Here is a 20,449-nt window from a genome sequence, read left to right on the forward strand (position 1 = left end):
GTGGCTTAGTTTTTGATTGTAGGCCTGTGAAAAATGTTGACTTATGCTGAAAAAATATTTTTTACTTTCTTTTGTTACTGATCTTACCCACACTTGTTCGATCAGAAAGTTATCCTGAGGTTTATTTGACAATAGTGTTATCAACGGGAGTTATGCGAAGAGTATCGCGCACTATACTGGTGAATCATGGATCCAAAATGTGAGCTATAGCCTTCCGGTTTCCGATAGTTTGTTTTTTACGCCAGGCAATTCGCTTTCTTTGCGGTACGTTTCTTTCTCCGAATGGTAAGTGGGAGGCAAGCATTTTAAACGACAAACAGAAATTTCCCTATTTAATTGCCAAGGATGATCATCTAACTTTTAAGCTTTTTATTCAAAGCAATACTGAAAAGGGACAATTGCCAAAAGTTACCTTACAGCAGCATGATACAAAGACGAACGCTGTGGATATCGCAAATTATATCGATGATTTTGCTTATGATACTTGGCTTAATGTGTCCATTCCAGTCAATAAATTTGGAGGAATTGCATTAGGGAAGTCTGTTTCGGCTTTAATTCTGGAACAGAATGGAACTGCGCTGCAGACAAATCAATTATTTATCGATCAAATTTGAGTTTTTGCCCAAAAACTATCCAAAGGTAAGACTTTCATCAGCAGCTATCTTATCTAAGATCAGTTCCGTAGATAAACAAGTCGAGCTAGTTTGGCAATTACCGTTGACACCAAGTATTCGCTATGTGAAAATCTACCGTTCGGAAGATAAACTCAATTTTCAGCCGATAGCAATTCTACCCATCTATGTACAGAAGTCGCTGGATAGGGTGAATGAATATAACAAATCTTATTATTACAAAATCGCCTGGGTAGACTATAATTATGTTGAATCTCCATTTTCTGAGGTTAGGGAGGTGCAGACAAAAAAGGGGACGGATAAGGAAATGTTAAATTTTATCCGGAATGCTCATGTGAATTATTTTATAGACAACTATGATGTGAATAGTGGTATGTTTCTGCCTGACCGAGGTAATAGACAAGCTATTGTATCTACAAATGAAACTGGCTATGCGATCTTGGGTTTGCTTGTGGCAGGAGAGAACAACTTGATCTCGCGGCAAGCTCTTTTAGTCAGGTTAACACGGATTGTGAAATTTTTGAGCAGTGCACAACAACATCAAGGGGTCTTTACAGCGCTTTACGATGGACGTCAGGGGTACCTTATTATCGCGATTCAGTTCCAACGTACGATTTGCGCGGTACCTCCCATATTATGGAATCGCTTTTGATCGCCCGACAATATTTTTCTAAAGAGGATCCTGAGGAACAGGCCTTGAGGAATACTATTACGAAGCTCTGGGAGCGCATAAACTGGAACTATTTTACGGATGCACAGCATCCTGATGTACTTTGGAATAAGTGGTCTCCAGTAGACAGTACAGCTAGATCGAGGCCTTTGGGGGGATTTAACGAGAGTCTGGGGACCTACTTGCTGGCGATGTCTTCACCTACCCATCCTTTAGCGATTTCAGCTTATATCAATGGATTTGCAACCAAACATAAAGGTCACGAATTGTATTTTGGGGATGACACCAATGATTTGGCTCCTGAACTCAAAATGAAATTAGATGATTCTTTAGCGCGTTCAATAAGTGCAAACCCTTTAATTGGCGATGCTGGAAATGCTGGTGTTTCGATCTACTCCGACGATAAAGTTATTTTTGCCAAGAATATTGCCGGCGGTAGTTTAAATGAATCGTTGATGTCCGTTTATCGTCCCTTTTTGATTATGGATCCGAAAGGAAAAGTGGATGACTTTGTCGATTACAAGAAATATTTGTCGAATTATATTTTGGCCTATAAACGTAGAGATAATGAAATGAGCATAGGGACAAGATTTACAGATATTTGGGGCGTGGAAAATGTGGAAGACACGTATCAGGGATATTTGGTGAATCCTGCGGTAGCTATTGCAGCGTACCCATTTGAAAAGGAGATCGGTCTAAAAGCATTACGTAAGTTTTACGAAGAATACGCTGATGTGTTATTTACGCAATATGGTTTCAGAAGCTGGATTGATATTAAAAACAACGATGTTTCTGAAAGCTATCGTGCGAGGAATCAGGCAACGATTGCCGTAATGATCGAGAATGCAAATTCAGGCATGATCTGGAAATTGTATGAGAATATTCCTGAGGTAAAAAAGACTTTAGAAAAAGTATATACCAAGAAATAGATTTGTTACGTTAGTTATGGCGTAGAAGGGATGTCATATTGGACTTTTTTCGCTATATTTACTTGCTTAAATCGATATTAAATACGTTAGAAACGACATGCTTAGAAAAATTAATTTGGGGATTTTAACCTTATGTGCAAGTTTATCGTTATTTTCCTGTAAACAACAAGCTATTGTAGTCAATCCGGGTGCTGTTGTAACAAAAGATGGAACTGATGATGGTTTGAAAAATGTGAAGAAGGATTTTAATGATGCGAAAAGAACTGATGAAGGGATTAAGTTTAGTATATCGTCTGATTTATTGTTTCCAACAAACTCTTCTTATCTATCTGAGAAGGCAAAAACTGAAGTTAGTAAATTGGCGTTGATCTTGAAAGAAAGTAATAATAAGATCAAAGTTGATGGGTATACTGATGCTACGGGTACTGTTGAGTATAATCAGTGGCTTTCCGATAAAAGAGCAGCGTCTGTTAAGAAGTTCTTAGTAGATTCAGGTGTTGCTGAATCACGCATCACGGCAAAAGGTTTCGGTCAGTCAAATCCAGTTGGCGATAATAAAACTCCGGAAGGACGCCAAAAAAATAGAAGAGTGGAAGTTACTATTTTAGATAAAAAATAGTTTATCAGACCAATTCTTAATATAAAAAAGCGTGGTATTTAAGATATCCCGCTTTTTTTATGCAGTTATATCGCGGTTTTAAATCGTTGTATACCGTCTCCCCAAACGAGATATTTTAAATAGGAGATATCGGTAGGAGGCTCGCGCTGTGGAGATTGTTTTCGATAAGGTACGAGTCTAGGGGAAATAGCGTTGAAAAAGATGAATTTAGAAGAAGAAGATCATAAACAAAAGCCAATTTTTCGGGAAGCCATGTGGTTTTGGTTTGTGTTAGGTTGGATAAGTTTTGGTGGAACAACTGGTCATGTGACCATTATGCACGATTTTTTGGTCGAAAAGAAAAGATGGGTAAGCAACAGGAAGTTTTTTCAGGCACTCAATGCCTGTATGTTATTGCCAGGACCTGAGGCGCACCAATTGACGATCTATTTAGGATGGAAGTTGCACGGCTTAAAAGGAGGTGTGTTGGCCGGACTATTTTTTATTGTTCCTTCACTTCTCATTATATTTGGACTCAGTGCACTATATGCGCACTATGGTAACTCCGCATTGCTTATTGCTTTATTTTCGGTTTTAAAACCTGCCGTTCTAGCGATCATTATATTTGCAACCTTTCGAGTGGGGCAGAAATCTCTTGTCAGCATATGGCATTATTTGGTCGCATTGGCTGCCTTTCTGCTATCGTATTTTGCTGGGGTTCCAATGCCCTGGATTATTGTGGGCGTGATCGCTTTCGGTGTACTATGCTATGCAATCTTGTCAAAAACTTCCAAAATAAATGCCCATCATGAAAAGGAAGATAAGCAGCTCGAATCAGTTTATTATATCAATACGCTCGAAAAACTACCCCCTATATCTTACCGTCGTATTTCTCTTCAGGTTCTGCTGTTTTTCTTACTATGGTTGATTCCGCTGTCCATTTTACTGTTTTTTACTATCGATACGGAATTTTGGAAGACACTTTCCTTTTTGTTTACAAAGTCTGCTTATTTGACGATTGGAGGTTCTTATACAGTCATTCCCTATGTTGCGGCCCTTGTGACAGAGAAATTGTTTTGGCTTTCCAAGAGCCAGATGATAGATGGATTTGCGCTTGCAGAGACAACCCCGGGGCCTTTAGTGGTCGTTTTGGCCTATGTTGGTTTCATGGCCGGCTTCAATCATTTCCATCAGTCCTATTCTATGGCAGCACTAGGTTTAATCGCTACAGCATATTTTACCTTTTTGCCAAACTTTGCCCTGATTTTTGTTGGGGCACCACTGATCGAACGGACCCAAAAAAATGCATGTATACAATTTATTCTGTCTTTAGTAACAGCATCGGTCGTTGGTGTAATCGTTAATTTAGCCTGTTATTTAGGGCTAGGAATTCTATTTCCAGGTGGGGTTAGTTCTTGGTATGCCATTGAGCCGATGGCTTTGGTATGGGTGTTATTTTCACTTTTTCTTTTATTCAACTATAAAATAGGCATGTTGAAACTTATACTGTTAAGTTTGGCCTATGGCTTTCTCTTATTTTTATGGCGATAAAATAAAAATGTCCATCGACTGATGAGCTTCGCGAGCAAATTTATAAAAGATTGAAGGGGGGAGTGAATTTGATAGGGTTATTCTAGGTTACAGACGCATATAAACAAGAAAAGCCCATCGTTAGATGAGCTTTCTTGTACCTAGGGCGGGAATCGAACCCGCACTCCCTTAACGGGAACAGGATTTTAAGTCCTGCGTGTCTACCAGTTCCACCACCTAGGCAGGTGAGCGAAAAACGAGATTCGAACTCGCGACCCCAACCTTGGCAAGGTTGTGCTCTACCAGCTGAGCTATTTTCGCATTGGAATTTTATTTCAATTTTCAAAAGAACCTTGCGTTCCTTTTTGGTGATGCAAATATAGAGCGAAAATTCAATATTGCAAAATATTTATTTACTTTCTTTCTGTGTTTTTTATAACTCCTTTGAATTCAGTATAGAAAAAATTAAATCACTCTCAAATCCGCGGGATAGTGCAAACTGATAAACTTTGTTTTTAACTGCATAGCGGTCCTTGCCACTAATTTCACGGAGTTTTTTGTCAATGATGTGATTTAAGATTTGTTCATATTCATCGAGATCGATTTGCTTAAATGCAATTTTTATCAATTGCTCGGATACCCGTTTTGCCTTGAGTGCCTGCTTGATTTTTACTTTGCCCCAGCCTTTCATGCGGAGCTTTCCGTTACAGTAGGCAATAGCAAAGCGTTCTTCATTTAAAAAATTATCGGCGATCAAATTGGCCAAAATATTTTCGACTTCTACTTCGTGTAGTCCCCAGCTGTAGATCTTATCGCGTACTTCTTGCTGTGCGCGTTCTTGATAGACGCAATAGCTTTCCGCTTTCAACTGTGCCTGATGCTGCGTTAATATCTTCTTATTTCTTTTTTCCTCGTCAAACATATTGTCAAAATTTCAAAAATAATATGAAATAACTAAAAAAATGTTCAGTTTTGACACAATCAAAAATATCAGGAGAATGTACAAAATATCGGAAATCGCCCAGATTTTACATCCCAATCGCACATTTATCACGGATCCCAATTCTTTTGTCCAGCATTTATTTTACGACAGCCGTAAAATTGTCCAAGCGGACAACGGGATTTTTTTTGCACTTCAGAAGAATAGAGATGGCCACCGTTATATTAGAGAAGCTTATGATAAGGGAGTTCGTAATTTTGTGCTTCAAATCGATAGTGCACAGGAAATGGAGTTTTTGGAGGCTAACATTCTTTGGGTAGCGGATAGCTTGGTCGCTATGCAGGAACTGGCAACTTTTCATCGGCAGAAATTCGATTACCCGGTCATTGGAATCACTGGTAGCAATGGTAAAACGATAGTGAAAGAATGGCTTTTTCAGCTGATGTCTCCTGAATATAAGATCTATAGAAGTCCCAAGAGTTATAACTCTCAACTCGGTGTCGCACTTTCGTTATGGGGACTATCCGATCAGTATAATCTTGCGCTGATCGAAGCGGGGATTTCAGAGAAAGGAGAAATGCAGCGCCTTGAGCAGATGATAAAACCAACCATAGGACTATTGACCAACATTGGTGTGGCCCATAAAGCCGGTTTTAAATCGAAGGAGGAAAAGACTTATGAAAAGCTCGAGTTGTTTAAACATGTTGAAACCATGATTTTTCCGAATACTTACCTTGAAAATGTTCAATTGCCTTATCGGCCACGAAAATTTTCCTGGGGGCTTGATGAGGGGCTTTCTTTGGAGGTGTATTCCATCAAACAGGTCAACGACCGATTTACTATGGTAACCTTCTATTATACCGGGCGCACCTTTGCTGTTGAAGTACCGTTTGTGGATAAAGGAAATGTTGAGAATGCCATAAATTGTGTAGCGGTGATGCTACGTTTTGGTTATGAAAATGAAGTGATCGCATCGAGGATTAAAGAGTTGCAGCCTGTGGCGATGCGTCTTGAGTTAAAAAAAGGAAAAAAGAATAGCTCCATTATCGATGACTCGTATAGTAATGATCTGGATGCACTACAAATAGCCCTGGAGTTTTTAAATCAACAGGGCCAGCATCCGTTCAAGATGTTGATATTATCGGATATTCCCGGTGTTACTATCGAAGATGAAAAAAGCTTGTCCAAGCTGAGACGTTTGCTTAGTGAGTATCGTTTGGATAAATTGATATTGATAGGTGAAGTGTTGCCTAAATTGGCTGCACAATTTGATGTGCCTTCCATTTCATATAGCGATACTGCTGCTTTTTTGGCCGATATAAGGTCGCTTTCTTTTGAAAATGCGACGGTATTACTGAAAGGAGGACGGGAGTTTCATTTTGAACGTATCAGTCAGCTTTTGGTTGCAAAATCGCATGATACAGTGCTTGAAATCAATTTGAATGCACTGGAAAACAATCTAAATGTATACCGCCAGTTGTTACCGAAGCATGTTAAGCTGATGACGATGGTCAAAGCTTTCTCTTACGGTAGTGGAAGTTTCGAGATAGCAAATCTTTTGCAATTTAATCGGGTGGATTATCTGACGGTCGCTTTTGCGGATGAGGGGGTGGATTTGCGCGGTGCGGGAATCACATTGCCTATTGTGGTAATGAGTCCGGATGAAAGTTCTTTTGAGTCTATCGTTCAGTACAACCTTGAACCGGAGATTTATAGCTTTAGAATATTGTTTTCCTTCTTGAATTTTCTGAAAACGAAACAGATAACTTCCTTTCCGATTCATATTAAGATAGATACTGGCATGCATCGGTTGGGTTTTATGCCTGACGAGGTCAATCGTTTAATAGCTGTGTTGCGTACGGAAGCGGTTTTGGTGGTTAAATCTGCCTTTTCCCATTTAGCGTCTGCAGGCAATGAAAAGGACCGGGAATTTACACAGCGACAAATTGATCTGCTGGATGACTTTACGAAACGTCTAGAAAGTGGTCTAGGATATTCCTTTCTACGTCATATTGCAGCAACCTCGGGTATTGAACTGTGGCCGAATGCGTATTTTGATATGGTACGATTGGGGATCGGTCTCTATGGTATCGATATTGAGCGGCATGATTTACCCATTAGGGAGGCGAGTACCTTGAAAACTAATGTGACGCAAATTAAATACCTCCCGGCAAGTGAGACCGTAGGTTATAATAGGCACGGTGTTCTGTATAGAGATAGTAAGATCGCCACGATTAAAATTGGTTATGCGGACGGTTACGATAGGCGTTTTGGTAATGGTGTCGGTAAAATGTTGGTTAACGGTTTTTTAGTCCCTACTATAGGTGATATCTGTATGGATATGTGTATGCTGGATGTAACGGATGTGGAAGTTGGAGAGGAAGATGAAGTTATCGTGTACCCTGATATAAAGTCAGCAGCGAAGGCTATCGGAACGATCCCTTATGAACTGCTGACCAGTATTTCCCAACGCGTAAAAAGAGTATATTTTTATGAATAATAAAGGATATTCTGCATTTTTGAATAATATTTGATTTTCAATTCATGTTTAGCAAATTAATTAGAGGCTTTATTAATTATTTGATAAGAGGTATCCTGGTGGTGGTTCCTCTAGCTGGTGCTATTTTTTTAATAGTTTGGATTGTTGCATCAGTTGATTCGGCATTGAATCTAACTGAACATTTTTTGGAAGATGATAGAGGGCATCCCTTGTATATTCCGGGAATAGGTATTCTGACCGTTATTTTGGTGTTGGTTTTGGCAGGGCTTATTTTTACAAATTTTGTTACAGATCCAATTAAAGTGTGGATTAATCATCAGATCCAGCGGATTCCACTTTTAAATACATTATATTCTTCGATTAAAGATTTTACAGAGGCCTTTGTTGGTGATGCAAAGAAATTTAATGAACCTGTCTTGGTAACGGTGAATGAGTTTGGTCTGAAGAAGATAGGTTTCTTAACGCAACATGATTTAAAAAGCATTGGGCTTGAAGAAGAGGTTATGGTGTATTTTCCATATTCATATTCTTTTGCGGGACAGGTTGTCATTATCAGTGCAGACAAGGTGAAAAAATTAGATATGTCGCCAACAGATGCCATGAAATTGGTTGTGTCCGGTGGTGTGAGCGGGATAGCCCATTAGTACTTCTTTGCAACAGTTGACTTTAAGATTTATTCAATAAAAAGGCTGGAAATTGTCCACAATTTCCAGCCTTTTTGTTTTCGTCTGTTTTGTCCTTCCAATTGTAATCCCGTACGGCAGATACGTTTGCGATTGCCAAGTTTAAATGAAGAAATAGTGCTGCTAAGCTTTTTTTCTGCCCTAAAGTTGGATTTACTGGCGGGATTGGAATATAGCCGTCATCTCCAGGAACCTTTGGAAATTCATGTTTTTCCCATTTTTCGCGCGCTATTTTTAATGTTTCAATGTCCGAAGCGACGAAGTTCCAGTCGATATAGCGTTGTTCAGGAAAAGGTTCGCCACCAAAAATGTAGACCGAGGTTCCAGCCTCCATTTTGAATTCACATAGTTTCGCATCTTTGGCAACTAAAATCTGCTTTGGACCGAATTCCTGACCTTCCGCATGAACAGTCCCATGCAGAATATATAATCCACTTTCGCCATATAGATGATCACCTAGTTTAATAGTTGCATCTTTTTCCGCTTTGATTTCAATAAGGTATAATGGGCTGTATACGGGGACCTCGGAACGGTGATCTTTAATTTCTCCTGCAATTAAGCGATAGGATACGCCATCTTCGGTCCAATGTGGAAGTTGCGGTTCTTCTATGTGAACAAAATTAGGCTCCATTTTTTCGAGTTCTTTTGGTAGGGCCACCCAAATCTGCAGTCCATGGAGGTCGTGCGGCGTCGATCGCAGTTGTTCCGGGGTTCTTTCGGAGTGTGTGACACCCTTACCTGCCGTCATCCAATTGACTGCTCCAGGTTTGATCTCAACGGCATTTCCTAAGCTGTCCCGGTGCATAATGCTACCTTCGAATAGATAAGTCAATGTGGATAACCCGATATGCGGATGTGGTGCAATATCCATAAAGTGCGGTTCGGCAATGTTATCAGGTCCCATGTGGTCGATGAAGATAAAAGGGCCGACCATACGTTTCTGCCTGAAAGGAAGAAGTCGCCCAACTAAGAAATTCCCTATGTCAGCGGCTCTTTCTTCAATAACTATTGCAATATTTGACATAATGTTTCCTTATTTTTGTGTTTCTAATCTACAGCAATTTAAGAAATGTCAAGTATAATCAATCGTTTTTTGGGTAAAAAGAGTGTAAGAAATGAAGCGCTTTTGGCACTGGCAGATAGGTTGTCTTTTAGGAACAGTCAGCTGGACAGTTTTTTGATCGATCACCTAATACAAAGTAACAAAATAGATCCAGCCGACTTTTTTGCTTTCCAAGAGCAGTTGCTTAAGCTTCATGTTGACCGATTGGAGTCGATGCAGGTGGAGCTTAGCTTGTTGAACCAATATTTGCAATTGGCTGAACGTTTTCTTCCAGCAGGTTTTACAGTCAAATGGGAAAATAAGCTTCAGGCTCAGGAGGAGATGATGTTGCCGCCGCTCATTCTTTTTCCTTTGGTACAGCATGCTGTTGAGAATGGTTATAATACGATGTCTTCTCATCCTGTACGGATCCGATTATCGGGCTCATCCAAGTTGATTATGCTTGAAGTTAGCTATCGTGTGAACCATTATCTGGAAAGTCAATTTAGCAGTACACTGATACGTGATTTTAGACAGCGCTTGGACTATCTTTTTCCGGAAAAACATAATTTGCTGATGAATAGCAACAGCAATACTTCTCGAATAACTTTAACTATCCAACTTTAGATGATATTGAAGTGTTTTAATGCATTCCAGATACCATTTTCATCAACACTGTCTGTTATATAATCTGCAATTTCCTTTACCTCGGGATTTGCATTACCCATAGCAATTCCAATATGGGTGTGCGCTAGCATGGTAATATCATTTCCGCCATCGCCAAATGACATAGTTTCTTCCAAGGTAAAGTTGAAATGATCTAAAAAAACATCTATACCAATTTTTTTGCTTTGCCCCATCGGATTGACATCCGCAAAAATGGGCGTCCATCTCGAAGCAACTGAATTTGGCATCACATTTTCCATGAATTCAGCTTCTTCTTCAGGATTGATGAAAACATTGACCTGCATAACGGAGTCCAGATCAAAATCCTTTTCGTAATCCCGAATAGGTGGTGTCGGCACATTGACCTGTTCGTACATTCGTTGTACCTCAGGTGTAACCTGGTTTAAGGAAATTTCTTTTTCGGACATAAATGAAAAAGTCAGGTCCTCACGCTTTTTAGCATAATCCAATAAGGAGCGAATGTCTTTTTGAGGGATGTTATTTTTATAAATGACTTCCTGTTCCTTTGTGACGCAATACCCGCCATTGAAGGTGATATATCCATCAAAATCGAGGTAACGAATATGTCCCAACTGATTGTAGGATCGTCCTGTTGAAACAAATACCTTGATGTTTTTTTCTTTTAATAATTGAAATGCCTGTTGAGTAGATTCGGGAACCTGATGTGTTTTGAAACTTAGCAAAGTTCCATCGATGTCAAAAAAGATCGCTTTAATCATGGATTTTTGGGTCAAAACCAAATATACTAAATACTTAGGATAGTGTAACTATTACAATATTAAATCTGAGGCGTTTTATCTCCTACAGACCATGGGAATTTTACCACACTGGTGAAGAAAGGTGAATGTCAAATTTGTAATTAAAAGGAAATAAAACCTAAAATAAAAGGGACTTAATAGGTAGATTATAGGGCTTCATCCGAATGAGGTCCCTATGAGGTCCCTATAAAGTCCCTATTAGATACGTATTAAATGAGTTGTTAATTTGAATTTAATATAAACTTAGCTCCTTCAATATATACGGAAAAAAAGAGGCCGGGGGCTTTACGATTTGGTTTGATATTTACTCATGGGATACACATAAAAAAAGGAAGATTGAGGAGTTTATGATGTTATTTCTTGTTGAAGCGGAACCGGTAGGCGGTATCGTGTGGCGCTAGATTTTCTTTAGTGGATTTTCGCAAAAATCTGACATAATCTTCTCTAATAATTTCGTAAATTTCAAGTTCAAAAAAATGTAAATTGTCTTGCATTTAATGTGTTGTATTAAAGAGGGTTAGAATTTTATGTATATTATTTTCGATACGGAAACGACGGGTTTGCCTAAGCGTTGGGACGCACCAATTACCGATACGGACAATTGGCCTCGCTGTATTCAATTGGCTTGGCAGATTCATGATGAGATGGGAAATTTGGTCGAACATCACGATTTCTTGATTAAGCCAGATGGATTTGATATACCCTATGACTCTGAAAAAATACACGGCATATCGACTGCATTGGCAGAAGAGCAGGGATTGCCGCTCCAGGAGGTCTTAGAGAAATTCAATGTGGCATTGAATAAAGCCAAGTTTGTTGTTGGACAAAATATTGGTTTTGATTTGAATATCATGGGCTGTGAATTTTACCGTTATGGTGTTACGTCCAATATGGCTAATATGCCTGTATTGGATACCTGTACGGAAGTAACAGCTGAACTTCTGAAAATTCCAGGCGGTCGTGGTGGACGCTTTAAACTACCCAATTTGACTGAGTTGCATTCTTATTTATTTGGAGTGCCATTTGCTGAGGCACATAATGCAACAGCCGACGTTGAAGCGACAACACGTTGTTTTCTGGAGCTTGTAAGAAGAGAGGTATTCACTGCCGAAGAACTTCAGGTCGATACGGGCTACTTTGTCGATTTTAAAACCAACAATCCGGGGCCTATACCCACTGTTGGACTGAAACATATCAACCTAAAAGCAGCTTCTGATGAAATTAGAAAACGGTCTCAGCCAGATGAAGTCAAGGTTGTTGTTGATGCGGACGCGTTAGCAGCTTTAAAGGATGCCAAATTTGCCCATTTACATAACCACTCTCAGTTTTCGATCCTGCAGTCGACGATGTCGTACGATAAGTTAGTTTCGGCAGCGGTGAAGGATAATATGCCTGCTGTTGCATTAACGGACCACGGAAATATGATGGGGGCTTTTGAGTTTGTCTCTCGTGTTATAAGTCATAATAAAGAAGTTGAAGCGCAAAATGCGGAGGCAGTTGAGAATGGAGAGGAGCCTACTGGTCAGCTTTTAAAGCCAATTGTTGGTTGTGAATTTTTTGTTTGTGAAAACCACAAAGATAAGTCGAGGAAGGATAATGGTTATCAGATTGTGTTATTGGCGAAAAATAAACGGGGGTACCATAATTTGGCTAAACTGGCTTCTTTTGCTTATACCGCGGGCTTCTATTATGTGCCGCGGATTGATAAAGATCTTATTCTTCAATACAAGGAAGATGTTATCGCTTTGTCAGGTAACCTACAAGGCGAGGTGCCGAATAAAATACTGAATATAGGTGAGAGTCAGGCCGAAGAGGCTTTGCTGTGGTGGAAAGAACAATTTGGGGATGATTTTTACCTGGAATTAATGCGTCATGGTCAGGAAGATGAGGATCGTGTGAATCAAACCTTGCTTAAATTTTCCCGCAAATATCAGGTCAAAGTTGTTGCGACCAATAATACGTATTACGAGAAGAAAGGCGATGCACATGCGCATGATATTTTGCTCTGTGTGAAAGATGGTGAAAAGCTATCGACTCCAAAAGGTAGGGGACGTGGATTCCGTTTTGGTTTACCCAATCAGGAATATTATTTCAAATCTTCAGATGAAATGAAGGCCCTTTTTAAAGATTTGCCCGAAGCGATTCTAAATATTCAGGAGATTGTCGATAAGGTAGAGATATTTAAGTTAAACCGCGATGTCCTCTTACCTAAATTTGATATTCCTGAGGAATTTCAAGTGGAAGCCGATCTGGAAGATGGGGGAAAACGTGGTGAAAATAAATACCTGGCGCATCTTTGTTATGTGGGGGCTGAGAAGCGTTATGAGGAAATAACAGATGATATTCGCGAACGTCTTGACTTTGAGTTGGCTACCATTGAGAAAACGGGGTATCCAGGTTACTTTTTGATTGTTCAGGATTTTATTGCGGCGGCCCGGGATATGGGAGTTTCCGTGGGGCCGGGACGGGGATCTGCTGCTGGTTCGGCAGTAGCTTATTGTTTGGGAATTACCAATATCGATCCGATTAAATATGACTTGCTTTTTGAGCGTTTCTTAAATCCAGACCGTGTATCCATGCCCGATATTGATATCGATTTTGATGACGAGGGACGTGGACGTGTCATGCAATATGTAATCAATAAATATGGTGCTAGTCAGGTTGCCCAGATTATTACCTATGGTACAATGGCAGCGAAGTCATCCATCAAAGATACAGCGCGTGTATTGGACTTACCTTTGGGTGATGCCAATGAAATTGCCAAGCTGATTCCGAACCTTAAATTATCCAAGATTTTTACTTTAGATGATGCCGGTTTAAAGGAAAAGCTAAGGACTGAGGAAATTGAAGCCGTCAATAGATTGAAATCTATTGCGGATGGTGCTGGATTGGAAGCGGAAACGATCAGACAGGCCCGGGTTTTGGAGGGTTCTGTACGAAATACAGGTATCCATGCCTGTGGTGTTATTATTACACCAGACGATATTACTAATTTCGTTCCTGTTTCTTTGGCAAAAGACTCTGATCTTTATGTGACGCAGTTCGATAACCACGTTGTTGAAAGTGCCGGTTTGCTGAAAATGGACTTTTTGGGTTTAAAGACACTGACACTGATTAAAGATACGGTTGAAAATGTCAAATTAAGTCATGGTATTGTGCTGGATCCGGATCAGTTTCCGATCGACGATGAGCTTACGTATGAGCTCTTTCAGCGTGGAGAAACCATAGGGGTGTTCCAATATGAATCTCCTGGAATGCAGAAATACATGCGCGACCTTAAACCGACAGTATTTGCCGATTTGATTGCGATGAATGCACTCTATCGTCCGGGACCAATCGAATATATTCCAAGTTTTATTAAGCGTAAGCACGGTATAGACCCCATTGTTTACGATTTGGATGCTTGTGAGGAATACCTCAAGGAAACCTACGGTATTACAGTCTACCAGGAGCAGGTTATGCTCTTGTCCCAGAAGCTTGCGGGATTTTCAAAAGGTGATGCCGATGTCTTGCGTAAGGCTATGGGTAAGAAGCAAAAGGCTGTACTCGATAAGATGAAGCCGAAGTTTGTTTCGCAGGCAGAGGAGAAAGGGCATAATGCAAAAGTTCTGGAGAGATTTGGACCGACTGGGAAGCTTTTGCGAGTTATGCATTTAATAAATCCCACTCGACCTGTTATGCTTGGGTTGCTTATCAGACCGCTTATTTAAAAGCGCATTTTCCTGCGGAATACATGGCTGCGGTACTTTCCAATAACATGAATGATATCAAGCAGGTGACATTCTTTATGGAGGAATGTAAACGAATGGGCTTGCAGGTATTGGGGCCAGATGTGAATGAATCCTATTATAAGTTTACGGTAAATGAATCTGAGCTATTCGTTTTGGAATAGGTGCGGTGAAAGGCGTTGGGGCAGGAGCGGTAGACGCTATCGTGCAAACACGGCAATCAGGATTGTATAAATCTGTTTTTGATATGGCTAAACGAATCGATCTTCGTGCGGTAAACAAGAAAGCTTTTGAGAGTCTGGCTTATGCTGGAGGCTTTGATAGTTTTGAGAATACGCACCGTGCACAATATTTTCATTCGGATGAAAATTCAACAGGAATGGAAAAGGCGATCCGATTTGGCCAGCGCTTTAAAGAAAATGAAAGTTCGGCCCAGGCGAGCTTGTTTGGTGTAGGAGGGGCTGCAGAATTGCCTGAGCCGGTTTTGGCGCCATGTCCGCAATGGGGATTGATTGAAAAGCTTAAATATGAAAAAGATGTTATCGGTATTTATCTGACCAGCCACCCCTTGGATACCTACCGGTTTGAAATTGAACATTTTTGTCAGAATTCCGTTTCAGATTTGGCATTAATCAATAAGGTAAAGGCAGCAGAGGTCGATGAAGAGACTTTGCTGGAGTTTAATCGGATCAAGAACAAAGAATTGGTGATTGGTGGTATTATCGCATCGGCAAACCATCGATTGACGAAGACGGGTAAGCCTTTTGCGTCATTTATCATCGAGGATTATAGTGATTCTTATGATATGGCAGTTTTCGGCGAAGAATACGTTAAGTTGAAGGGATATTTGCAAGAGGGATATTTTGTGCAATTGCGGGGTTTGGTACAGGAGCGTTTCAGACAGGTTGGAAATTGGGGCTTTGAGCTGCGCAGTGTTCAGTTGCTTTCGGATCTTCGTGAGAAGATGGCGAAGAGTTTTACGATCAATATTCCTTTACCTAAGTTGAACGAAGCATTTCTTTGATGGTATCAAGGATATACTGGCGCAAAATGAGATCGAGGGAGTTGTGCCAAATTGTCAATTAAAGTTTAAAATCTGGGATCCCCAAGATGAAATATCTGTCGAAATGCCAGCTAAAAGTCTGAAAATAAACCTAACAAATGAATTTTTGGACTGTATAGATAAGTTTGAAGGGATAAATTACCGATTGAATTAGTTTGGATTAGAATTTGTGTAATTAAGATTACAAATACATTGGTAGTAGTTACTATCTTTGTTTATTGATTTTAGCAATTAAATAGTATTATAGATATAACTTCGGTTTATAAAATTAAAAGATTATGGCATTAGAAATTACAGATAGCAACTTTGAAGAAGTTGTCTTAAAAGCAGACAAACCAGTATTAATCGATTTTTGGGCAGAGTGGTGTGGTCCTTGCCGTATGGTAGGTCCTGTGGTTGAAGAATTGGCTAAGGATTATGAAGGTAAAGCTGTTGTAGGAAAAGTGAATGTAGATGAAAATCCAGAGATTTCTGTTCGTTATGGCATTCGTAATATTCCAGCTTTATTGTTCTTTAAAAATGGAGAAATCGTTGATAAACAAATTGGAGCTGTTCCAAAATCAGTATTGAACGAGAAATTGGAAAAACAATTAGCATAATTTAGCTGAAAAATAAAAAAAAGCCTGAAATATTATATTTCAGGCTTTTTTTTGCTGTTAAATTTTATCTATTTGAATTTTATTTATTGTTTTTTCTGATTTTATCTTGATTTTTATTCTTTTATGTTCTTTTTATGTTTTCGTTTATGTTTTTACGTTTTTTTTTCTGTGTTTGTTTAAACATTTGTGGTTTTATTGTAGTTTTTAGTGACTTATTGTCCTGTTTTTATGTTTATATTTTTGGAAGTTTAAAATTATTTATGATTTTTTGATAAAAAATTCAATTTAATTTGTAAAAATGAATATTTTTTCCTTCTTTTGAGTATTGAAATTGAGTTTCGAAAAGGATTTGTTTCGGTTTAACTGGTTTCGATGTTATTTTTTTGACTCGGTGGTTTTGGAGTTGTTTTTTTAAAAAAAATAGAGATTGATAAAGATTTTCCCTTTCAAATACCCTAGATTATGCCTCGCGTTGCTCTCCGTAACGCGAGTTTTTTTTTGGGGGTAAAGTAGGGTGACTAGTCCTGAAAAATCGATACAGGTTTTCAGTGATTAAAAATAAATAATTTAAACAGTAGTAGCCGATAGGTTGCTACTGTTTTTTGTTTTATAAGTTCTGAAGTTCATGTTTGATTTCATGTGCATCTGATTTGGAGTTAACATATGATTAGACCAATGTGGTCTGTCATTATTATAGATATCGATTGCTTCAGCTACGATCTGCTTCATCAAATGTAGATCTAAATGATAGGTATCAATCATGAACTCTTGTTTGAGTATACCATTGATTCGTTCAGCGATGGCATTTTCATAAGGATCAGAGTTTTCTGTCATACTGCACCTGAGCTGATATTTGTTTAGGTAATATTGGTATTCTTCTGCACAATATTGTACCCCTCTGTCGGAATGATGGATTAACGGCTCGTTTGTTTTTCTTTGTTTTTGTGCCATTTTTAGTGCTTTTACAACATGCGGTGTGCACATGGTCCGCGAGACCTCAAAGCCAACAATTTTTTTCGAATAGGCATCTGTAACCAAACTCAGGTAACAGGGGCTTTCTCGCTTCCCTATGTAAGTGATATCACTTACCCAAACCTGATTGGGACGGCAAACAGTCACTTCTTTAATAATATTCGGATATTTTCTAAATCTATGATGTGACATAGTGGTCGTATGATAGCTTCTTTTAGGTGTAATTAACAAATGGTTGGCGCGTAAAATATCAAAGAATTGTCTCTGCCCACTTTTAATGCCTGTAGCTCCCTTGCCAATATATGGTAAAGTTTCCGTGTGCCTATTCTTGGCTGGGTACTGCGTATTTCATGAACTAAGTCCACAATTTTCCCGGCTATACCCTGGCTCCTCACTATACGTTTGATCCTTCGATAATACACCTGCCTGTCTAACCCGAACAATCCACAAGTAAAACTTAGGCTTTCTTGTTTTTCTTGCCGGAAACGATTGATTGCGCGGGTTTCAAGTTTTTTCTTACGTCGATTTTATATTCTTTTTCTGCAATATCGATCATCATGTCAAAGATGATCGCTTTGGAATCAGCGATGTGATTCTGATGCTCAAGTTGAGCCTTTTGCTTCTCCAGCAGTCTGACTTTGGCTTCCAGTTCTAAAATGCGCTGTTCTGGTGACTTTGCCATATTGGATGGTATTTGATTCTCCCAATCAAAGTTACCATATCTTTTTAACCAATTGCGAATAGTGCTATCTCCCTGGATGCCATACTGTTTTTGTGCTTGGGAGAGTGTCAATTTCCCCGATTCAATCTCTTTAACGACATTCAGCTTCAATGTTAAAGTGTAATCACGCTGAGTCCGCTTTACATAATTTGTTCCTTTTTCCATAACGATTCTTTTTGTGTATCGATATTTCAGGACGAGACAGGGGTAAAACAAAAGCGGCTATCCGAAAGGATAGCCGCTTTATATTATTGACTAAATAAACTGAATTATTCAGCAATTACTTCGAAAGGAACTTGAACTTTCACTTCTTTGTGTAAGTTTAAGTTAGCGATGTATTCACCTAATTCTTTAGGTTCAACTTCGAAAGTGATACGACGACGATCTACATCAAAACCTTTTGCTTTCAACGCATCAGCAATTTGGATGCTGTTTACTTTACCAAAGATTTTACCAGATTCACCTGCTTTAGCACCAATTGAAAGTTTGATAGCTTCCAATTTACCTGCTAATTCAGTAGCGTCTTTTTTGATTTTTTCTTGTTTGAACTGAGCTTGTTTGATGTTCTCAGCTAAAACTTTCTTTGCAGATTCAGTCGCTTGGATAGCAAATCCTTGCGGGATTAAGTAGTTACGACCGAAACCTGGTTTTACATTAACGATATCGTTTTGCTCACCTAAGCCTTTGATATCTTGTTTTAAAATTACTTCCATTCTCTATCGTCCTCCTTATTTAATTGCATCAGCTAAGTAAGGTAATAAGCCGATGTGACGAGCACGTTTAACAGCTTGAGCTACTTTACGTTGAAATTTCAAAGATGTACCAGTTAAACGACGAGGTAAGATTTTACCTTGATCATTTACAAATTTCATCAAGAAGTTAGCATCTTTATAATCGATATATTTGATACCATTCTTTTTGAAACGACAGTATTTTTTACGGTTGTCCTCTACTTTAGGAGCAGTTACGTATTGGATATTTTCGTTAGCCATTAGTTTGCGCCCTCCTCAGTTTTAGTTTCAGCTTTTTTGTTGAATGCACCGCTACGTTTTTTCTCGTTGTATGCTTTAGCATGTTTGTCTAAGCTTACAGTCAAGAAACGCATAATGCGCTCATCACGTTTGTATTCAACCTCTAATTTATTGATTAATTCACCTGGAGCCTTGAATTCAGTTAAGTGATAAAATCCAGTAGTTTTTTTCTGGATTGGATACGCTAATTTTTTCAAACCCCAATTGTCTTCAGCGACAATCTCGGCTCCGCCTTCTGTTAAGATGTTTTTGAATTTTGCGATTACTTCTTTCGCAGCATCATCAGAAAGCAACGGGGTAAGAACGATTACAGATTCGTACTGTTGCATTTTGTTAATTAATTTTGTTATTTAAAATTCCACTTTTGTGGAAGTGCAAAGGTAGTTATTATATTGTTATGTTGCAATGCTTTGAAATAAAAAAGTTTAGACCCTTTCCTGTAATCTAAACTTTTTCTCAAACGAGTTCGACTATATCTTAGTTCAATTTCTTTAATTCTTCTTTGATAGCTGCCTGGATTTTTTCGCTAACAGGCACTAAAGGAAGCCTTAATTGATCTTTTCCAATCCCCAATTCCTGCAGAATGTATTTTACACCAGCTGGGTTTCCTTCAATAAAACATAGATCTGTGATGTTAAGAAGTTCATTGTGGATTGATCTAGCTTCGGCATAATTGCCTTCAGCACATAACTTCGCTAATGTGGCTACCTTTTTCGGTAACGCATTTCCGATCACTGAAATGATACCAGCAGCGCCAAGCGACATCATCGGCAAGGTAACCGGATCGTCTCCGGAAATCAATAGAAATTCTGCTGGTTTATCCCGTAGAATTTCGCTGAATTGTGCAAAATTGCCGGAAGCTTCTTTGATGGCTACGATATTCGAAAAATCATTGGCCAGTCGTAATGTTGTCTGTGCTGTTATATTGCTACCCGTACGTCCAGGTACATTGTATAAAATAACCGGAAGTGGAGAGGCGCTTGCAACAGCCTTATAATGCTGGTAAATGCCTTCTTGTGTTGGTTTGTTGTAGTAAGGAGATACCGATAGAATTGCGCAAAAACCTGTTGGATCAAAGTTTTTAATTTGCTCCACAATTTCGGCTGTATTATTTCCACCAATTCCAGCAACCAAGGGTAGTCTACCGTTCACGCGCTTGACAGTAAAATCCCAGATGCGCTTTCGTTCATCATTGGTTAAAGTGGCAACTTCTCCAGTTGTACCTAAAGAAACCAAATAATCCATACCTTCGTTGATTTGCAAGTCAATTAGCTGACCTAATGCTTCGAAATCAACAGATTCATCTGAGTTAAAAGGAGTGACTAATGCTACTCCTGCGCCGTGAAGCTCGTTCATCTTGTTTTTG

18 protein-coding genes, 2 tRNA genes and 1 pseudogene are annotated in these 20,449 nt (G+C 39.1%); 10 read left to right on the forward strand and 11 right to left on the reverse strand.

Annotated elements, in window-relative coordinates; genetic code table 11:
• Positions 1-398 precede the first annotated feature (398 nt).
• The 5 genes from DTA23_RS29420 to chrA all read left to right on the forward strand — a co-directional run bounded on the left by DTA23_RS29420 (position 399) and on the right by chrA (position 4,380).
• Positions 399-614, forward strand: a complete 216-nt coding sequence (locus tag DTA23_RS29420; protein WP_256604278.1) for a hypothetical protein — start codon at positions 399-401, stop codon at positions 612-614.
• 4 nt (positions 615-618) lie between these two features.
• Positions 619-1,284, forward strand: coding sequence for a hypothetical protein (locus tag DTA23_RS29425; protein WP_256604280.1), 666 nt, complete (start codon positions 619-621; stop codon positions 1,282-1,284).
• Positions 1,269-2,231 carry a glucoamylase family protein gene (locus DTA23_RS29430; RefSeq protein WP_256604282.1) on the forward strand — a complete coding sequence of 321 codons (963 nt, stop codon included), beginning with the start codon at positions 1,269-1,271 and terminating at the stop codon, positions 2,229-2,231. The genes DTA23_RS29425 and DTA23_RS29430 overlap by 16 nt, the downstream gene beginning before the upstream one ends.
• A gap of 97 nt (positions 2,232-2,328) precedes the next feature.
• Positions 2,329-2,850: an OmpA family protein gene (locus tag DTA23_RS18375; protein WP_046671760.1), complete on the forward strand. Its 522-nt coding sequence runs from the start codon at positions 2,329-2,331 to the stop codon at positions 2,848-2,850.
• A 201-nt stretch (positions 2,851-3,051) separates the two neighbouring features.
• Positions 3,052-4,380, forward strand: a complete 1,329-nt coding sequence (gene chrA, locus DTA23_RS18380) for a chromate efflux transporter (RefSeq protein WP_112375605.1) — start codon at positions 3,052-3,054, stop codon at positions 4,378-4,380.
• Positions 4,381-4,517: 137 nt separating this feature from the next.
• Here the strand turns inward: chrA and DTA23_RS18385 are convergent.
• From DTA23_RS18385 to DTA23_RS18395, 3 genes are all read right to left on the reverse strand, one after another.
• A tRNA-Leu gene (locus DTA23_RS18385) sits at positions 4,518-4,602 on the reverse strand.
• Between the two features lie 5 nt (positions 4,603-4,607).
• A tRNA-Gly gene (locus DTA23_RS18390) sits at positions 4,608-4,680 on the reverse strand.
• Between the two features lie 112 nt (positions 4,681-4,792).
• Entirely contained in the window at positions 4,793-5,281 is a 489-nt protein-coding gene (locus tag DTA23_RS18395) for a regulatory protein RecX (protein ID WP_112375606.1), read from the reverse strand.
• 76 nt (positions 5,282-5,357) lie between these two features.
• Here DTA23_RS18395 and DTA23_RS18400 point away from each other — a divergent pair, with 76 nt between their 5' ends.
• Both DTA23_RS18400 and DTA23_RS18405 read left to right on the forward strand, forming a co-directional pair.
• Positions 5,358-7,799, forward strand: coding sequence for a bifunctional UDP-N-acetylmuramoyl-tripeptide:D-alanyl-D-alanine ligase/alanine racemase (locus DTA23_RS18400; protein ID WP_112375607.1), 2,442 nt, complete (start codon positions 5,358-5,360; stop codon positions 7,797-7,799).
• Positions 7,800-7,843: 44 nt separating this feature from the next.
• A complete protein-coding gene (locus DTA23_RS18405; protein ID WP_046671757.1) occupies positions 7,844-8,443 on the forward strand; it encodes a DUF502 domain-containing protein in 600 nt (199 codons plus the stop codon).
• Between the two features lie 22 nt (positions 8,444-8,465).
• On the opposite strand, the gene DTA23_RS18410 is transcribed toward DTA23_RS18405, so the two are convergent.
• Positions 8,466-9,506 (reverse strand): pirin family protein, encoded by a 1,041-nt coding sequence (locus tag DTA23_RS18410; protein ID WP_112375608.1) that lies wholly within the window; start codon positions 9,504-9,506, stop codon positions 8,466-8,468.
• A gap of 45 nt (positions 9,507-9,551) precedes the next feature.
• Here DTA23_RS18410 and DTA23_RS18415 point away from each other — a divergent pair, with 45 nt between their 5' ends.
• Positions 9,552-10,151 carry a LytS family sensor histidine kinase gene (locus DTA23_RS18415; RefSeq protein WP_112375609.1) on the forward strand — a complete coding sequence of 200 codons (600 nt, stop codon included), beginning with the start codon at positions 9,552-9,554 and terminating at the stop codon, positions 10,149-10,151.
• On the opposite strand, the gene DTA23_RS18420 is transcribed toward DTA23_RS18415, so the two are convergent.
• Positions 10,148-10,930, reverse strand: a complete 783-nt coding sequence (locus DTA23_RS18420) for a Cof-type HAD-IIB family hydrolase (RefSeq protein WP_046671754.1) — start codon at positions 10,928-10,930, stop codon at positions 10,148-10,150. The genes DTA23_RS18415 and DTA23_RS18420 overlap by 4 nt on opposite strands.
• Positions 10,931-11,496: 566 nt before the next feature.
• Between DTA23_RS18420 and dnaE the strand changes: the two are divergent.
• Positions 11,497-15,914: pseudogene (gene dnaE, locus DTA23_RS18425) on the forward strand (DNA polymerase III subunit alpha).
• Between the two features lie 124 nt (positions 15,915-16,038).
• Positions 16,039-16,359, forward strand: coding sequence for a thioredoxin (gene trxA, locus DTA23_RS18430; protein ID WP_046671752.1), 321 nt, complete (start codon positions 16,039-16,041; stop codon positions 16,357-16,359).
• A gap of 567 nt (positions 16,360-16,926) precedes the next feature.
• Here the strand turns inward: trxA and DTA23_RS29435 are convergent.
• The 6 genes from DTA23_RS29435 to dapA form a co-directional block, all read right to left on the reverse strand.
• The gene (locus DTA23_RS29435; protein ID WP_239468745.1) at positions 16,927-17,562 is read right to left on the reverse strand and encodes an IS3 family transposase; all 636 of its coding nucleotides are present in this window, start codon (positions 17,560-17,562) and stop codon (positions 16,927-16,929) included.
• Positions 17,563-17,788: 226 nt separating this feature from the next.
• Positions 17,789-18,217, reverse strand: a complete 429-nt coding sequence (locus DTA23_RS29440; protein WP_239468744.1) for a helix-turn-helix domain-containing protein — start codon at positions 18,215-18,217, stop codon at positions 17,789-17,791.
• Positions 18,218-18,321: 104 nt separating this feature from the next.
• Positions 18,322-18,765: a 50S ribosomal protein L9 gene (rplI, locus tag DTA23_RS18440; protein ID WP_046671751.1), complete on the reverse strand. Its 444-nt coding sequence runs from the start codon at positions 18,763-18,765 to the stop codon at positions 18,322-18,324.
• A gap of 15 nt (positions 18,766-18,780) precedes the next feature.
• Complete coding sequence (gene rpsR / locus DTA23_RS18445) at positions 18,781-19,044, reverse strand: 30S ribosomal protein S18 (RefSeq protein WP_028071347.1); 264 nt, start codon at positions 19,042-19,044, stop codon at positions 18,781-18,783.
• Entirely contained in the window at positions 19,044-19,412 is a 369-nt protein-coding gene (gene rpsF / locus DTA23_RS18450) for a 30S ribosomal protein S6 (RefSeq protein WP_046671750.1), read from the reverse strand. Before rpsF ends, rpsR begins: the two co-directional genes overlap by 1 nt.
• A gap of 148 nt (positions 19,413-19,560) precedes the next feature.
• Positions 19,561-20,439 carry a 4-hydroxy-tetrahydrodipicolinate synthase gene (gene dapA / locus DTA23_RS18455; protein ID WP_046671749.1) on the reverse strand — a complete coding sequence of 293 codons (879 nt, stop codon included), beginning with the start codon at positions 20,437-20,439 and terminating at the stop codon, positions 19,561-19,563.
• Positions 20,440-20,449 lie beyond the last annotated feature (10 nt).

Source organism: Sphingobacterium multivorum (assembly GCF_900457465.1).
Taxonomy (GTDB): Bacteria; Bacteroidota; Bacteroidia; order Sphingobacteriales; family Sphingobacteriaceae; genus Sphingobacterium; species Sphingobacterium multivorum.

Coding starts and splice junctions, on each gene's coding strand:
- DTA23_RS29430 (WP_256604282.1), top strand. CDS start 1,269: ATGGAATCGCTTTTGATCGCCCGACAATATTTTTCTAAAGAGGATCCT.
- DTA23_RS18375 (WP_046671760.1), top strand. CDS start 2,329: ATGCTTAGAAAAATTAATTTGGGGATTTTAACCTTATGTGCAAGTTTA.
- chrA (WP_112375605.1), top strand. CDS start 3,052: ATGAATTTAGAAGAAGAAGATCATAAACAAAAGCCAATTTTTCGGGAA.
- DTA23_RS18395 (WP_112375606.1), bottom strand. CDS start 5,281: ATGTTTGACGAGGAAAAAAGAAATAAGAAGATATTAACGCAGCATCAG.
- DTA23_RS18400 (WP_112375607.1), top strand. CDS start 5,358: ATGTACAAAATATCGGAAATCGCCCAGATTTTACATCCCAATCGCACA.
- DTA23_RS18405 (WP_046671757.1), top strand. CDS start 7,844: ATGTTTAGCAAATTAATTAGAGGCTTTATTAATTATTTGATAAGAGGT.
- DTA23_RS18410 (WP_112375608.1), bottom strand. CDS start 9,506: ATGTCAAATATTGCAATAGTTATTGAAGAAAGAGCCGCTGACATAGGG.
- DTA23_RS18415 (WP_112375609.1), top strand. CDS start 9,552: ATGTCAAGTATAATCAATCGTTTTTTGGGTAAAAAGAGTGTAAGAAAT.
- DTA23_RS18420 (WP_046671754.1), bottom strand. CDS start 10,930: ATGATTAAAGCGATCTTTTTTGACATCGATGGAACTTTGCTAAGTTTC.
- trxA (WP_046671752.1), top strand. CDS start 16,039: ATGGCATTAGAAATTACAGATAGCAACTTTGAAGAAGTTGTCTTAAAA.
- DTA23_RS29440 (WP_239468744.1), bottom strand. CDS start 18,217: ATGGAAAAAGGAACAAATTATGTAAAGCGGACTCAGCGTGATTACACT.
- rplI (WP_046671751.1), bottom strand. CDS start 18,765: ATGGAAGTAATTTTAAAACAAGATATCAAAGGCTTAGGTGAGCAAAAC.
- rpsR (WP_028071347.1), bottom strand. CDS start 19,044: ATGGCTAACGAAAATATCCAATACGTAACTGCTCCTAAAGTAGAGGAC.
- rpsF (WP_046671750.1), bottom strand. CDS start 19,412: ATGCAACAGTACGAATCTGTAATCGTTCTTACCCCGTTGCTTTCTGAT.
- dapA (WP_046671749.1), bottom strand. CDS start 20,439: ATGAACGAGCTTCACGGCGCAGGAGTAGCATTAGTCACTCCTTTTAAC.